We start from the raw sequence: 15,159 nt of genomic DNA on the forward strand, positions 1-15,159 counted from the left end.
AGGGGGGACCCTGTGGGAGAGTAGGACACCGCCGGACTTCTTTTAGTCGAAATGGCCACCCAAAGCTGGGTGGCCATTTCGCATTTACGGGCACATTCCGTGTGTGTGTGTGTGGGTCCGCGCCGGTGCGCTCTCTTCCCCGTTGTGGGGGTGGGGAGGGCACCGGCGCTTCCGCATACCCGCTCGACATCTCGCTAAAGTCGATGATGTGAGCGACTTCACCGGACACGTCCCCGGAAGCCGCGAGTACCGACGCCTGCTGATCGGTCTCTTCTTCGGCGGTGTGGCGACATTCGCCCAGCTGTACGCGACGCAGGCGGTCCTGCCGGCGATCGCCTCCGACGTCGCATCGGGTCCTTCGGGTGCGGCTCTGACGGTGTCGGCATCCACTCTGGGTCTCGCCGCGGCGGTCATCCCGTGGTCACTCGTCGCGGACCGGATCGGGCGGGTGCCGGCCATGGCGATTGGCGTCGTCACGGCGACACTGCTCGGTGCCGTCACTCCCTTCGCCAACGACCTGGGTTCGCTCCTGGCCCTGAGACTTCTGGAAGGGATCGCTCTCGGCGCCGTGCCGGCGGTCGCGCTCGCCTATCTCAGCGAGGAGGTCTCCCCGCGCTTCGTGGCGGCTGCTGCCGGCTCGTATATCGCCGGCACGACCGTCGGGGGCCTCTCCGGTCGCGTCGCCTCCGGGCTGATCGGCGAAGTCGCCGGGTGGCGGTGGGGGGTGGCATCCGTCGTCCTCCTGTGTGTCGTGTCGGCCGCCGTGTTCCTCACATTGGTGCCCGCGGCGCGGGGCTTCGTGCCGGGGCGCTCGCGCACGGTGAAGGGCCCCTCGGTGCGGCGTCGGCTCGGGCTGAATCTGCGGTCTTCCGTGCAGTGGGCGCTGTATACGCAAGCGTTCCTGTTGATGGGGGCGTTCGTCGCGGTCTACAACTATCTGGGCTTTCACCTGGCCGCGTCGCCGTTCTCGTTGGCGCCGGCCGTCGTGACCCTGCTCTTCCTGGCCTACCTGGCGGGGACGGTGTCGTCTCCGCGCGCGGGCGCTCTCGCGGTGAGGTACGGACGACTACCGGTACTGCTGGTCAGCACGGGGGTGATGGCGATCGGTGCGGCCGCGATGCTGATTCCGTCGGTGGTCGCCGTGGTGGTGGGTCTCATCGCGTTCACCGCGGGTTTCTTCGCGGCGCACGCCGTGGCTTCGGGGTGGACGCCGGTGGCGGCTCACCCGGAGGCGCGCGCGCAGGCATCGTCGCTGTACTACCTCGGTTATTACGCGGGCTCGAGCGTCTTCGGCTGGCTGCTCGGTCTGGTGTTCGCGTCGACGGGCTGGGCGTCGTTCCTCGCCGTGGTGCTCGGGATGTGCGCCGTCGCGTTGCTGATCGCCGCCCTGGCCCTGCGCGCGGCCCCGGCTTCTCCGCGCTGACCGACTCGATCTATCTCAGGGTCGGCGGGTCGAGGTCAATGGCTGAGGTCGATGTCGGGGGAAACGACTAGCGTCGTATAAGACGTGAGGGAGGTCGGGAGTGGACGACGCCGATGAGCGCGCTGTGATGGATGACGAGAAGGTCGACGCGAACCGGGGTGATGCGGAGCCGGTCGACACGGACGACGTCGCCGAGAACGCCACGGAGATCAGCTACGACGAGCAGCGCTATCCCGCACGGCCGCGTCGCCTGCGTCCCCGGGACCAGTTCCGCGGCGGGACGCTACGACGTTTCCTCACGGACCCCCGCAACGCGAACGGCGCCAACCCGTCGTATGTCGAGTGGCTCGTGCGGCAGTCGATGCTGAAGGATGCCGACGTCCTGAGCCGACAGCTCTCGGGTCAGCCCTCCATGTGGCGCAACCCGTACGCACGCCCCGATGCCCGTCGGGCGATCGAGTCGACCGACGTGTGGTTCACGGCATATCCGATCTCCCTGATCACGCGGCCCGGAGAATCGTTCCTCGAGGCCCTCGGCGACGAGGCGTTGTGGGAGGCCTTCGAGTGGGTGGGGATCAACGGCATCCACACCGGGCCCGTCAAGCGCGCGGGCGGAATCACCGGTTGGCAGGAGACCCCGAGCGTCGACGGTCATTTCGACCGCATCAGTACGCAGATCGATCCGGAGTTCGGCGACGAGAACGCGTTCCGGCGCGTGGCCGACGTGGCCGAGTCGCACGGCGGCAGCGTGATCGACGACATCGTCCCGGGTCATACTGGCAAAGGCGCGGATTTCCGGCTCGCCGAGATGGCCTATAAGGACTATCCGGGCATCTATCACATGGTCGAGATCCCGCGGGAAGACTGGGATCTGCTACCGGAGGTGCCCGCGGGACGCGACTCCGTCAACCTCGACGCCGAGACCGAGCGCGAGCTGAGCGCGCGTGGCTACATCATCGGTGAGCTGCAGCGTGTCATCTTCTACACCCCCGGGGTGAAGGAGACGAACTGGAGCACCACCGCACCGGTCGTCGGTACCGACGGCCTGGAACGGCGCTGGGTCTATCTGCACTACTTCAAGGAGGGCCAGCCCTCGATCAACTGGCTCGATCCCACGTTCGCGGGGATGCGGCTCGTGATCGGCGATGCCTTGCACTCGCTCGGCGACCTCGGCACGAGCGCGCTGCGTCTCGACGCCAACGGCTTCCTCGGGGTCGAGAAGAGCGCGGAGGGTCTGCCCGCGTGGTCGGAGGGGCATCCACTCTCCCACGCGGCGAACCACATCATCGCGGGCATGGTGCGCAAGGTCGGGGGGTTCACGTTCCAGGAGTTGAACCTCACGATGGAGGACATTCGCGACACGAGTGCAGTCGGAGCCGACCTGTCGTACGACTTCGTGACGCGGCCCGGCTACCATCACGCCCTCGCCACGGCGAACACCGAATTCCTCCGTCTGGCTCTGACCACGGCGCTCGAGACCGGCGTCGAGCCCGTGCAGCTGGTTCACGGCATGCAGAACCACGACGAGTTGACGTACGAGCTCGTGCACTGGGCGACGACGCACCGAGACACCGTCTACCCCTTCCGCCACGGCGAGCACACCGGTGGAGAGATCGCCGAGACGGTGCGCGCCGAGCTGACCGAGAAGCTCACGGTCGAGGCGGACTACAACCTCGTCTTCACGCAGAACGGGATCGCCTGCACATCGGCATCCCTCATCGCCGCCACGCAGGGTAAGGCGACGCTCGCCGACATCACCGACGACGACATCCCGGCGATCCGTGACGCCCACCTGCTGCTCGCCAAGTACAACTCGTGGCAGCCCGGCGTCTTCGCGTTGTCGGGCTGGGACCTCACCGGCTCGCTGACGCTTCCCGCGGATGACGTGCGGCACCTCATCTCGACCGGCGACACCCGCTGGATCGAGCGGGGGGCGCACGACCTGCTCGATGTCGCACCGGAAGCGTCGTCGTCGATGTCGGGCGTGCCCCGCGCGCGTTCGTTGTACGGCTCGCTCGGACAGCAGCAGGAAGACCCGGAGTCGTTCTTGTCCGGGTTGAAGGAGATCCTGCGCATCCGCGGTGACCACGGCATCGCGATCGCCTCACAGGTCGACATCCCCCAGGTCGGCCACCCCAGCATGCTCGTGATGGTGCACCGTCTCGACGGGGGCGACCGACGCGACGAGGCCGCACCGCTGCAGATCACCGTGTTGAACTTCTCGGGAGAGACCATCGAGGGCACCGTGCGCTCGGAGTGGCTGGTGCCGCAGAGCACGGCCATCGACGCGGCGACGGGAGAGGCGGTCGGCCGGGTGGACGAGTTGCAGAGCTTCTCCCTCGAGCTCGAGCCGTACGCGGGCTTGTTCCTCGTGCTGGAGGCTCCGGTCGTCGAGGGCTGAGACGATGTCGGGGGTCGGGCGTAGCGTGAGCGCATGCCCACCCCCGACTGCCTCGTTCCGGACTGTTCCGAGCCCGCCGAGGAGCTCGCGCCGGTGGGCCTGTGCGCGTGGCATCTGTCCGTCAGCGCCGACTGGCTGGCTTCGACCGACGGGGTGACCGACGTTCTACCGACCCCCTGTCGGCTCTGTGGGTCGCGCCTGGGGGTGCGGTGGCCGAGCGGGTGGTTGTGCGCGGTGTGCGAGTGGAGGCATGGCGAGACCGTCGACGGAGAACTCCCGCCGCCGCGTGTCGATGTCGTCTACTACCTCGGGTTCGAAGACCGCATAAAAATCGGGACCACCGCGAGTCCCCGCCAGCGGCTGGCGGCGATCTGGCACGACGAGCTCCTCGCGTTCGAACCGGGAGACCGGCTCGTGGAACGACGCCGGCATGCTCTGTTCCACGAAGAGCGTTTCGGGAAGACCGAGTGGTTTCGTCGGAGCCCAGCGCTCGACGCGCACGTGGCCGAGCTCGCCGCGGGCGTCGACGACCCGTGGGCGCTGTACGCGCGCTGGACGAGCGCGGCGGTGGCGCGGCGCGGGTGAGCCACGGCGCGGGTTCGGCGACTCGCGACGGCGCTCTCGTCGGGGACCGACAGGTGCGCCGATCGGTGGCACGTGGGGAGGAACCGCACAAGCCTCAGGTCGCTCCGAGCACCGGGCTCTATCGTTCGGGGACACGATTCGAGAGGCGGCATCATGGGCTTGTTCGACCGATTGTTCGGTTCCGGTGACGAGGCGTCGCGACGCGCCCCCGAGGCGACGGTGCCCCGCGTTCCCGCGAGCGGCTCGCGCGACGGGGACGGTCGGTACGCGCCCCCGCCGGCGCAGGCCACTGCGCCGGGATCCACGGCATCCGGATCGGATGACGACCGTCAGGCCGTCGAGCGCTATCGCTACCTGCTGCGCACGGCTCCGCCCGAAACGGTCGAGCAGGTGCACGCCGAGGCTTTCGGTCGTCTGACTCCCGCCCAGCGTCAACAGGTGCTCGCTGAGATGTCGTCGGGGCTGTCGGCGTCGGAGCGCCCCGCAAATGCCGACCCCGCCACACTGGCCCGTGCCGCCACGCGCGCGGAGTACTCGCAGCCGGGCTTCATGGAGCGCACCTTTGGCGGCCGCGGGTTCTCGAACGGCCCCGGCTTCGGTTCGATGCTCGGCGCCTCGATGCTCGGAACCATCGGAGGATACGTCGTCGGTTCGGCCCTCGTCGGAGCCATGTTCGACCCCGGCTACGACGCGGGCTACGCCGACGGCGCCGCAGCGGACGCACAGGCCGATGCCGGGATGAGCGATCCCGGAGCCGCCGATGCGGGGGCCATGGACTTTGGCGGTGATTTCGGGGGCGATTTCGGCTTCTGACGGTGTCGGCCCCGGAGTGAACACCTCCTGAACGGCGTGCCGCCAGCCCCTACCCGTACCGGGTGCGCGCGAAACGCTATCGTCGAGGCCATGGCGCCCCCGACCTCGAGCGAGCGCTTCGGTCTGCGCCGCAGCATCGTGGCCAGCCAAACGTTGCTCGCTGCGGCGACCCTGTTGGGTGTCATCGTGTCGATCGTGGTCGGCCAGGTCGTCCACGCGTCGCTGTTCTTCGCGGGTACCGCGCTCGTCTTCGCGGGGGTGATCGCCGCCGTCCTCCTGCCGTGGCGGAGCATGCCGAGGTGGGTCGTCGGAGTGCTCCCGATCATCGACGTGGTGGCGATCGCCGTCATGCGCGAGAGCGCTCCCTTGGCAGGCCTCGGACTGCTCTGGACCTTCCCCGCGATCTGGATCGGAACGGTGTTCGGTCTGCGCGGCGTCGTCGCCGTGTCGCTGACGGTCTCCGGTGTCGTCGTCCACCAGCTCATCGCGGACGATCTGCAGCGATTCGCGTCGTCGACGCTCGTCCTGCCGTTCACCGTGGCGGCCCTGGCATCGATGGCCGCACTCACGGCGCGCCGTGGACGCGCCCAACGCGTTCTGCTGGAGAAGCAATCCACCGAGTTGCGTCGTGCCCTCGATCGCGCCCGTCGCCAGGAGGACCTGGTGACCGAGGTCCTGGATGCCGTCGACTTCGGCGTCACCCGCATCACTCCGGACGGCGAGTTGTCGGTCACCAACGCCGCTCACGGGTTCCTCCTGAACAGTGCCGATGCCTTCGGGCGCGAGATCGCCGTCTTCGCCGCAGACGGATCCACGGCGATCCCACCCGAGGCGGCGCCGCTCGCCCGCGCGCGCTCGGGCGAGGTCTTCGAGGCGGAGGTGGTCTGGTACGGCTCGCCGGGGGAGGACCGCCGCGCTCTCAGCGTCACCTCGCGACGCCTGCCCGGCAGTGCTGCGGGTGAGGCCGGCGGCGTGGTCGTGTCGCGCGACGTGACAGTGGAAGAGCAGGCGCGTCGCGCGCGAGAAGACCTCGTGGCGAGCGTCTCGCACGAGTTGCGCACGCCGCTCACATCGATCATCGGCTACCTCGAACTCGCCCTCGACGACGAGTCCCTCGGTCACGGCACGCGCGACCGTCTCGAGGTCGCAGAGCGCAACGCATCGCGCCTGCTCGAACTCGTCGCCGACATCCTCGCGGTCTCGTCCACCTCCCGGGAGGGGTTCGGCGTCGAACTCGATCTGCGCCCGACCGACGTCTCCGCCATCGTGCGTTCGGCGATCGAGTCGATCGCTCCGCGGGCCCATGACCATGGCATCCGCATCGACATGGACGAGCTTGCGCCCGCGCGCGCGCTCGTCGACGGACGGCGCGTGCGACAGGTGATCGACAACCTGCTGTCCAATGCCGTCAAGTACAACCCACGCGGAGGGACGGTCGCGGTGTCGGTGGGCGTTGAGGCGGACTCCGTCACGATCGCGATCGCGGACGACGGACCCGGAATCGGCGCGAGCGAACAGACACGCCTTTTCGAGCGGTTCTTCCGCGGCGACGCCGTCCGCAACTCGTCGACCCATGGGAGCGGCCTCGGCCTGGCGATCAGCCGCGACCTCGTCCGGGCCCACGGGGGCGAGATCACCGTGCAGACGGCGGCGGGTGACGGCGCAACGTTCACCGTCCGATTGCCCTGCGAACCGAGGGAGACCCCGTGAACCTCGACGTCCTCACGATGCAGGCGGCGGCGACGCTGGTCATCGTCGCCGCGACGGTGATGTATTTGCTCGACACCCTGATGCTCAAGGACGGCCTGCCCGGGCGCCTCTGGGCGAGTGCGTACCTGTCGGGGACGTTCTCGGCGACCTGCTACCTGGCGTGGCTTCTCCTGCCCGACGTGTACATCGCGGTGGCGGTCGGCAACGGTGCGTTCGTCGCCGCGACGGGCTTCATCTGGCTGGGCTGCGTCGCCTTCAACGGGCGCGCGGTGCGCCGGGGGGCGCTCGTCCTGAGCACGGCGGTGTTCGTGACGGTCGTCGCCGCCCTCGCCGCCGGCCCAGAGGGCGGCTCCTGGGCAGGGGCCGTGCCCTTCTTCCTGGGCAACGCCCTGTTCGCGGCGACCGGAGCGATCGAGACGCGCAGGGATGCCATCGCTCGGCGCTGGAGCTCCTCCGGACTCACGATGGTGCTCGCGGTCGAGACGGTGTGGTTCGTCGCGCGCACCGCCGTGTTCATCTGGCTCGGTCCCGACAGCGACCTCTTCCGCAACGCCTTCGACACGCGGGTCTCCGCGCTCCTGACGATCTCTCTCCTGATTGCGGCGGTCGTGGTGACCTCGGTTCTTCGTGCGAACGAGTCGGCGCTTCGAGGAACGGCGGGGACCCGCCGACTTTCGGTCGACGCCAACGGGGTGCTGTTCCGCGAGTCCTTCGAGGCGACTCTCGGCATCATCTGCGCACGTGCGCAGGCCGCCGGCGAGGGCGTCTGCGTGCTCGGCATCCGGATCGACGACCTCAAGCGCGTGGCGGTGGCCTTCGGCCCTGATGACGCCGAACGACTGGTGCTCGAGATGCGGGCCTCGGTACGCCGGCACGCGCCGACGATGGCGCTCGTGGGGGAGGCGGATGCCGCCGGTCTCGCTGTCGCGTTCACGACGACGCCGACGACCGATGTCCGCCGCGCCGCCCGGGTCCTACACGAGCGGGTGGTCGCGGACCTCGCACGACTCGGGGCCGCCGTCGTGCCCGCGGTGGGCGTCGGAATGGCCCTCGCCGCCGATCACGGTTACGATTCCGCGGCCCTGACCAGCCGCGCTGATGAGGCAGCGGCCCGCGCGGCCGCGACGGGCGAGCAGGCGTTCGGCCTGGTCTGAGAGGGGCCTCAGCCCCGGGCCGATCGGGCGAGATCGATCACCCGTTGACGAAGTTCGCGGGGGCGGAAAGGCTTGGTGAGGTAGTCGTCGGCACCCGCCTCGCGCCCCGCGCGTTGTTCTGCCTCATCGGCCCGCGCGCTCACCATCAGGATGCGGGTGTCGCTGAATGCGCGGATGCGGCGAGCGGTCTCGAATCCGTCGATTCCCGGCATGCTCACGTCGAGCGTGGTCACGATCGGGTCGTGGCGACGGACGAGTTCTATCCCGTCGAGGCCCGTGGCGGCCGCGTGGACGACGTACCCGGCGCCCTCCAGCACCGCCGTCACGAGGAGGCGGATGTCGAGGTCGTCCTCGATCACCACCGTGGTGGGGGGTGCGGTCATGGCGGGGCTTTCGTCGGGCCGTTTCGGGCGAGCGGCCTGGGGGAATGCTAGACGACGGGGCGGCCTCACGCCTCCCCGATGGCAGGACGTGCGGATGTGGCATCCTCGACGAGTGCCTCTTCTCGCGTTGACAGGTGGGATCGCCTCGGGCAAGTCCACCATCGCCGCCCTGCTCGCGGATCGCGGAGCCGTCGTCGTCGACGCGGACGCCATCGTGCGAGAGGTGCAGTCTCCCGGATCGCCGGTCCTCGCGGACATCGCGGCGGAGTTCGGACCCGGGGTCCTGCAGCCCGACGGCTCTCTCGATCGACCCGCGCTCGGGGCCCTCGTCTTCGGGCACCCCGATCGACTCGCGCGCCTGAACGCGCTGGTGCATCCCGCCGTGCGAACCGAGTCGGAGCGTCGCTTCGCGGCAGCCTTCGCCGGCGATCCCTCTGCGGTCGTCGTGTACGACGTCCCCCTGCTCGCCGAGGCTCGCGGCGGTGACGCCTGGGACCTCGTGGTCGTCGCGCATTGCCCCGCGGAGCTGCGCGTGCGTCGGCTCATCGACGCCCGCGGGCTGAGCGAGTCCGATGCCCGCGCCCGCATCGGCTCGCAGGCGAGCGACGAGGATCGGCTCGCGCTGGCAGACGTCGTCATCGACACGTCAGCGGACATGGATGCCACACGCCGACAGGTCGACGACCTCTGGCGACGACTGGTCCACGCCGACTGATCCCGCGTCGATGGGCCGTGCGCTCGCGCACGGCGAACGCAACCCGACCCCGATGTCGGAGGCCCCGCCTACGCTGGAAGCATGCAGGCCACGCGCTCCGTCCGTCCCTTCGAGGTCATCAGCGAATACAGCCCCTCCGGCGACCAGCCACAGGCGATCGCCGAGCTCGCGGGGCGCATCAACGCGGGCGAGACCGACGTCGTTCTGCTGGGTGCCACGGGCACGGGTAAGTCGGCGACGACGGCCTGGCTCGTCGAGCAGGTACAGCGGCCGACGCTCGTGCTCGCCCACAACAAGACACTCGCGGCGCAGCTGGCGAACGAGTTCCGAGAGCTCATGCCGAACAATGCGGTCGAGTACTTCGTCTCGTACTACGACTACTACCAGCCCGAGGCATACGTCCCGCAGACGGACACGTTCATCGAGAAGGACAGCTCGATCAACGCCGAGGTCGAGCGTCTGCGCCACTCGACGACCAACTCCCTCCTCTCGCGCCGCGATGTCGTCGTGGTCTCGACCGTGTCGTGCATCTACGGCCTCGGTGCGCCCGAGGAGTACCTGCGGGCGATGGTCGCTCTGCAGGTGGGGGAGCGCTACGACCGTGACGCCCTCATCCGCAAGTTCATCTCGATGCAGTACAACCGCAACGACGTCGACTTCTCCCGTGGCAACTTCCGGGTGCGCGGCGACACGATCGAGATCATCCCGGTGTACGAGGAGTACGCGATCCGCATCGAGATGTTCGGTGACGAGATCGAAGCGCTCTACCTCCTGCATCCGCTCACCGGTGACGTGATCGAGAAGATGGACTCCGTGCCGATCTTCCCGGCCTCGCACTATGTCGCCGGCACCGAGACCGTGCAGCGAGCGATCGGCACGATCGAGCACGAACTCGAGGAACGCCTCAAGGAGTTCGAGTCGCAGGGCAAGCTCCTCGAGGCCCAGCGCCTGCGGATGCGCACGACCTTCGATCTCGAGATGCTCCAGCAGCTCGGTTTCTGCTCCGGCATCGAGAACTACTCGCGGCACATGGACGGCCGGATGCCCGGAGATCCGCCGCACACCCTCCTCGACTTCTTCCCCGACGACTTCCTGCTGGTCATCGATGAGTCGCACGTCACCGTGCCCCAGATCGGCGCGATGTACGAGGGTGATGCATCCCGCAAGCGCACCCTGGTCGAGCACGGCTTCCGCCTGCCGAGCGCCATGGACAACCGGCCGCTGCGCTGGGACGAGTTCAAGGAGCGCGTCGGGCAGACGGTGTACCTCTCGGCGACGCCCGGTCGCTACGAGATGGGCATCGCCGACGGTGTGGTGGAGCAGATCATCCGCCCGACGGGTCTCGTCGACCCCGAGATCATCGTGAAGCCGTCGAAGGGGCAGATCGACGATCTGCTCGAAGAGATCCGGGTGCGCGTCGAGCGGGACGAGCGTGTGCTGGTCACGACGCTCACCAAGAAGATGGCGGAAGAGCTCACGGACTTCCTCGGGGAGCACGGGGTGCGGGTTCGCTACCTGCACTCCGACGTCGATACGCTTCGTCGCGTCGAACTGCTGACCGAGCTGCGTGCCGGCGTCTACGACGTCCTCGTCGGCATCAATCTCCTCCGCGAGGGCCTCGACCTTCCCGAGGTGTCGTTGGTGGCGATCCTCGACGCCGACAAGGAGGGCTTCCTGCGCAGCGGAACGTCGCTCATCCAGACCATCGGTCGTGCCGCCCGTAACGTCTCGGGCCAGGTGCACATGTACGCCGACAAGATGACCGACTCGATGAGCAAGGCCATCGAAGAGACGGAACGTCGACGCGAGAAGCAGATCGCGTACAACACCGAAAACGGGATCGACCCGCAGCCGCTGCGCAAGAAGATCGCCGACATCACCGAAGTCCTGAACCGCGAAGCGTCCGACACCAAGAACCTGTTGTCGCGCAACGACAAGTCCGGCAAGGGCAAGTCGCCGACGCCGTCGCTACGGCGCACGGGTATCGCGGCGGAGGGCGCCGACCAGCTCGAATCCACGATCGCCGATCTCACGCAGCAGATGCTCGCGGCCGCGGCCGAGCTGAAGTTCGAGCTCGCCGGACGCCTGCGTGACGAGGTACAGGACATGAAGAAAGAGCTGCGCGCCATGGAACGCGCCGGTCACGCCTGATCCCGCCGCCCAGGAGACCGCCGCCGCCGACGGGGCCGCGGCCTCTCAGGGGCAGTGCAGGAGGGGCTTCGGCCCGGAGCGGTCGACGGAGTGCTCTGTCATCGCGTGACCGCAGAGCGGGCAGGGGCGCCCCGTCCGCACGGGTTCGGGGGTGGTCTCGTACGGACCCACGGACGCGGGGCCCGCAACGCGGATGAGACGGGTGTTCACGTATTGGTACCACCCGCCGGCTTCGCGGACGCGCTCGCGGAGAGGCGGGCGGTCGGCATCCTTTCGTGTCATGATCATTAGTGTACTAACGAATTGGAGGGACGGCACGTGGACGACCCGCTGAAGCTCGAGAACCAGGTCTGCTTCGCGCTGGTCACGGCTGCCCGCAACGTGGTGTCGATCTATCGACCGGTGCTCGAACCGCTGGGCCTAACCCACCCGCAATACCTGGTGATGCTCGCGCTGTGGGAAGAGACCCCGCGTTCGCTCGGCGCGCTGGCAGCCGACCTCGCGATGGAGCCCGCCACCCTCTCGCCGCTGGTGAAGCGCCTCGAAGCGCAGGGAAGGGTCGTGCGGTCGCGTCGGAGCGACGACGAGCGCGTGCTCGACATCGACCTCACCGACGAGGGCCGGGCGCTGCGCGAAGCGGCGCTCGAGGTGCCGGCGAAGATCATGGCCCGGGTCGGCGTCGATGAGACTGCCCTCGTCGCGCTGCGCGACGGGCTCGCCCCGTTCGCCGGGCCGTCGAAGGGCTGAGCCGCGTGGGCGGTCTCGAGCGGGAAGAGGGGGCCGCACCCTCGCACATCCGTGCGCCCGGGGCGAACCCGGGGCCGATGTCGGAGGTCCGACCTAGACTTAACAGGTGCCCATCGTTCCCGTCGCCCAGCCCTCATCGTCTGCGAATTCCGGTACCAGCGGAAAGCTGAGTGTCCGGGGCGCGCGCGTCCACAACCTGAAGAACGTCGACCTCGACATCCCGCGCGATTCACTCGTCGTCTTCACCGGTCTGTCGGGCTCGGGAAAGTCGAGCCTCGCGTTCGACACCATCTTCGCCGAGGGGCAGCGCCGTTATGTCGAATCGCTGAGCGCCTACGCCCGTCAGTTCCTCGGGCAGGTCGACCGACCCGATGTCGACTTCATTGAGGGTCTGAGCCCCGCGGTCTCCATCGACCAGAAGTCGACCAACCGCAACCCCCGCTCGACGGTCGGCACGATCACCGAGATCCACGACTACATGCGTCTGCTCTGGGCGCGCGTCGGCGTGCCGCACTGCCCGGACTGCGGGGCGCGCATCCAGCGGCAGACGGTGCAGCAGATCGCCGACCAGCTCATGGACCTGCCCGAGCGCACGCGGTATCAGATCGTCGCGCCGGTCGTCACGCAGAAGAAGGGGGAGTTCGTCGACCTCTTCAAGGAGCTGAGCGCGAAGGGCTACGCGCGCGCGGTCGTCGACGGCGAGCTCGTGCAGCTGGCCGAGCCCCCGACGCTCAAGAAGAGCTACAAGCACGACATCGCGGTCGTCGTCGACCGACTCGTGGCATCCGGAGACAACCTCAGCCGCGTGACCGACTCCGTCGAGACGGCCATGGGCCTCGCCGGCGGGATCATGCAGGTCAACTACGTCGACGAAGAGGGCGACGACGCCTGGCAGTCGTTCTCCGAGAAGCTGGCGTGCCCCAACGGACACCCGCTTCAGCTCACCGAGATCGAACCGCGCACCTTCTCGTTCAACGCGCCCTTCGGCGCGTGCCCCGTCTGCTCGGGCCTCGGCACGCGCATGTCGGTCGATGTCGACCTCATGCTCGGGGATGAGGAGCTGTCGATCCGCGACGGCGCGATCCTGCCCTGGACGACCCAGGGCAAGGGGCTCTTCCAGTACTACGAGCGCCTCCTCGAGGGCCTGGCGAGGGATCTGAAGTTCTCGCTCGACACCCCGTGGAAAGACCTCTCGCACGACGTGCAGCAGGCGGTCCTGCGCGGCGAGAACTACAAGGTCACCGTCAAGTGGAAGAACCGCTACGGCCGTGAGATGCGGTACTCGTCGGGCTTCGAGGGCGTCGTGCCCTACATCGAGCGCCAGTACCTCCAGGCCGAGTCCGACAGTCAGCGCCAGCGCTGGTCGGAATACCTTCGCGAGGTTCCGTGCGCGGTCTGCGACGGCGACCGCCTGAAGCCCGAGGTGCTCGCTGTGCTCGTCGACGGCACGTCGATCGCGGCGGCGTCTCGCATGAGCCTGGCCGACGCGCGCGAGTTCTTCTCGCAGTTGACCCTCACCGACCGAGAGGCGACGATCGCCGCCGCGGTGCTGCGCGAGATCCGTGCGCGCCTCGACTTCCTGCTGCAGGTGGGGCTGAACTACCTGAGCCTCGGCCGCGCGGCCGGCACCCTCTCAGGCGGAGAAGCGCAGCGTATCCGCCTCGCGACGCAGATCGGATCGGGCCTCACCGGTGTGCTGTACGTGCTGGACGAGCCGTCGATCGGTCTGCACCAGCGCGACAACCGTCGCCTCATCCAGACCCTCGAGACGCTGCGCGACCTAGGCAACACCCTCATCGTCGTCGAGCACGACGAAGAGACCATCCACGCGGCCGACTGGGTCGTCGACATCGGACCCCGAGCCGGTGTCGACGGCGGAAACGTCGTGCACTCCGGGCCCCTCTCCGGCCTGCTGACCGACGAGAACTCGCTCACGGGGGCCTACCTGTCCGGCCGCCGCTCGATCGAGGCGCCGAAGAAGCGTCGCAAGATCGACAAGAAGCGTCAGGTCACGGTGGTCGGAGCACGCGAGAACAACCTGCAGAACGTCACGGCCGACTTCCCGCTCGGCGTTCTGACGGCGGTGACCGGCGTCAGCGGTTCGGGCAAGTCGACGCTCGTGAACGGCATCCTGTACGAGGTCCTCGCCTCCAAGCTGAACGGGGCGCGTCGCGTTCCGGGCAAGCACACGCGAGTGACCGGCCTCGACAACCTCGACAAGGTGGTGCACGTCGACCAGGCGCCGATCGGCCGGACCCCGCGCTCGAACCCCGCGACCTACACCGGCGTGTTCGATCGCATCCGCAGCCTCTTCGCCGAGACCCCCGAAGCCAAGGTCCGCGGCTATCAGGCCGGTCGATTCAGCTTCAACGTCAAGGGCGGACGCTGCGAGGCCTGCTCCGGCGACGGCACGCTCAAGATCGAGATGAACTTCCTCCCCGACGTCTACGTGGATTGCGAGGTCTGTCACGGCAAGCGATACAACCGCGACACCCTCTCGGTGCACTACAAGGGCAAGAACATCGCCGAGGTGCTCGAGATGCCGATCTCCGAGGCCGCCGACTTCTTCGAGCCGATCCAGGCGATCCACCGCTACCTCAAGACCCTCGTGGATGTCGGTCTCGGCTACGTCCGTCTCGGACAGTCGGCGACCACCCTCTCGGGCGGCGAGGCGCAGCGCGTCAAGCTCGCGACGGAGCTGCAGCGCCGAAGCAACGGCCGATCGATCTACGTGCTCGACGAGCCCACCACGGGACTGCACTTCGAAGACGTCTCGCTGCTGCTCAAGGTGCTCAACGGTCTCGTCGACAAGGGCAACACCGTCATCGTGATCGAGCACAACCTCGACGTCATCAAGAGTTCGGACTGGGTCATCGACCTCGGGCCCGAGGGTGGTGCGGGCGGCGGCACGATCGTGGCCACCGGCACCCCCGAGCAGGTTGCGAAGGTCGAAGGCAGCCACACCGGCGCCTTCCTGGCGGAGCTTCTCGAAACCGGCCGCACCGGCACGCAGCGCAACACCGCCGCGGTCGAAAGCGGCGACGCCGAGCGAGAGCTCGTGAGCGCGGCGGGCTGAG

At 68.4% G+C, this 15,159-nt stretch carries 12 protein-coding genes; 10 read left to right on the forward strand and 2 right to left on the reverse strand.

The window, feature by feature from the left end; genetic code table 11:
- The first annotated feature begins 208 nt into the window (after positions 1–208).
- The 6 genes from J2X55_RS16010 (at position 209) to J2X55_RS16035 (ending at position 8,086) form a co-directional block, all read left to right on the forward strand.
- Positions 209–1,423, forward strand: coding sequence for an MFS transporter (locus J2X55_RS16010; protein WP_309824628.1), 1,215 nt, complete (start codon positions 209–211; stop codon positions 1,421–1,423).
- 127 nt (positions 1,424–1,550) lie between these two features.
- Entirely contained in the window at positions 1,551–3,824 is a 2,274-nt protein-coding gene (treS, locus tag J2X55_RS16015; RefSeq protein ID WP_115918989.1) for a maltose alpha-D-glucosyltransferase, read from the forward strand.
- A 33-nt stretch (positions 3,825–3,857) separates the two neighbouring features.
- Positions 3,858–4,409, forward strand: a complete 552-nt coding sequence (locus J2X55_RS16020) for a GIY-YIG nuclease family protein (RefSeq protein WP_115918855.1) — start codon at positions 3,858–3,860, stop codon at positions 4,407–4,409.
- Positions 4,410–4,562: 153 nt separating this feature from the next.
- A complete protein-coding gene (locus J2X55_RS16025) occupies positions 4,563–5,222 on the forward strand; it encodes a hypothetical protein (protein ID WP_115918853.1) in 660 nt (219 codons plus the stop codon).
- 90 nt (positions 5,223–5,312) lie between these two features.
- On the forward strand, positions 5,313–6,932 hold the full coding sequence (locus tag J2X55_RS16030) for an ATP-binding protein (protein WP_309824630.1): 1,620 nt from the start codon (positions 5,313–5,315) through the stop codon (positions 6,930–6,932).
- Positions 6,929–8,086, forward strand: a complete 1,158-nt coding sequence (locus J2X55_RS16035; protein WP_115918849.1) for a diguanylate cyclase domain-containing protein — start codon at positions 6,929–6,931, stop codon at positions 8,084–8,086. The genes J2X55_RS16030 and J2X55_RS16035 overlap by 4 nt, the downstream gene beginning before the upstream one ends.
- Positions 8,087–8,094: 8 nt before the next feature.
- On the opposite strand, the gene J2X55_RS16040 is transcribed toward J2X55_RS16035, so the two are convergent.
- Positions 8,095–8,469, reverse strand: coding sequence for a response regulator (locus J2X55_RS16040; protein ID WP_309824632.1), 375 nt, complete (start codon positions 8,467–8,469; stop codon positions 8,095–8,097).
- Positions 8,470–8,581: 112 nt separating this feature from the next.
- Here J2X55_RS16040 and coaE point away from each other — a divergent pair, with 112 nt between their 5' ends.
- Together coaE and uvrB are read left to right on the forward strand one after the other, a co-directional pair.
- On the forward strand, positions 8,582–9,184 hold the full coding sequence (gene coaE, locus J2X55_RS16045) for a dephospho-CoA kinase (protein ID WP_115918845.1): 603 nt from the start codon (positions 8,582–8,584) through the stop codon (positions 9,182–9,184).
- An 81-nt stretch (positions 9,185–9,265) separates the two neighbouring features.
- Positions 9,266–11,335, forward strand: coding sequence for an excinuclease ABC subunit UvrB (gene uvrB / locus J2X55_RS16050; RefSeq protein WP_115918843.1), 2,070 nt, complete (start codon positions 9,266–9,268; stop codon positions 11,333–11,335).
- 45 nt (positions 11,336–11,380) lie between these two features.
- On the opposite strand, the gene J2X55_RS16055 is transcribed toward uvrB, so the two are convergent.
- Positions 11,381–11,623, reverse strand: a complete 243-nt coding sequence (locus J2X55_RS16055) for a hypothetical protein (RefSeq protein ID WP_115918841.1) — start codon at positions 11,621–11,623, stop codon at positions 11,381–11,383.
- 30 nt (positions 11,624–11,653) lie between these two features.
- Between J2X55_RS16055 and J2X55_RS16060 the strand changes: the two genes are divergently transcribed.
- Together J2X55_RS16060 and uvrA are read left to right on the forward strand one after the other, a co-directional pair.
- Positions 11,654–12,082: a MarR family transcriptional regulator gene (locus J2X55_RS16060; RefSeq protein WP_309824635.1), complete on the forward strand. Its 429-nt coding sequence runs from the start codon at positions 11,654–11,656 to the stop codon at positions 12,080–12,082.
- A gap of 106 nt (positions 12,083–12,188) precedes the next feature.
- Positions 12,189–15,158, forward strand: coding sequence for an excinuclease ABC subunit UvrA (gene uvrA / locus J2X55_RS16065; protein ID WP_309824637.1), 2,970 nt, complete (start codon positions 12,189–12,191; stop codon positions 15,156–15,158).
- The last annotated feature ends 1 nt before the right edge of the window (position 15,159 follow it).

The organism is Microbacterium sp. 1154, assembly GCF_031455375.1.
In the GTDB taxonomy this organism is placed as follows: Bacteria; Actinomycetota; Actinomycetes; order Actinomycetales; family Microbacteriaceae; genus Microbacterium.

Excerpts from the sequence above, each read along its gene's own strand:
- treS (WP_115918989.1), top strand. The coding sequence starts at position 1,551 with ATGGATGACGAGAAGGTCGACGCGAACCGGGGTGATGCGGAGCCGGTC.
- J2X55_RS16020 (WP_115918855.1), top strand. The coding sequence starts at position 3,858 with ATGCCCACCCCCGACTGCCTCGTTCCGGACTGTTCCGAGCCCGCCGAG.
- J2X55_RS16025 (WP_115918853.1), top strand. The coding sequence starts at position 4,563 with ATGGGCTTGTTCGACCGATTGTTCGGTTCCGGTGACGAGGCGTCGCGA.
- J2X55_RS16030 (WP_309824630.1), top strand. The coding sequence starts at position 5,313 with ATGGCGCCCCCGACCTCGAGCGAGCGCTTCGGTCTGCGCCGCAGCATC.
- J2X55_RS16040 (WP_309824632.1), bottom strand. The coding sequence starts at position 8,469 with ATGACCGCACCCCCCACCACGGTGGTGATCGAGGACGACCTCGACATC.
- uvrB (WP_115918843.1), top strand. The coding sequence starts at position 9,266 with ATGCAGGCCACGCGCTCCGTCCGTCCCTTCGAGGTCATCAGCGAATAC.
- J2X55_RS16055 (WP_115918841.1), bottom strand. The coding sequence starts at position 11,623 with ATGATCATGACACGAAAGGATGCCGACCGCCCGCCTCTCCGCGAGCGC.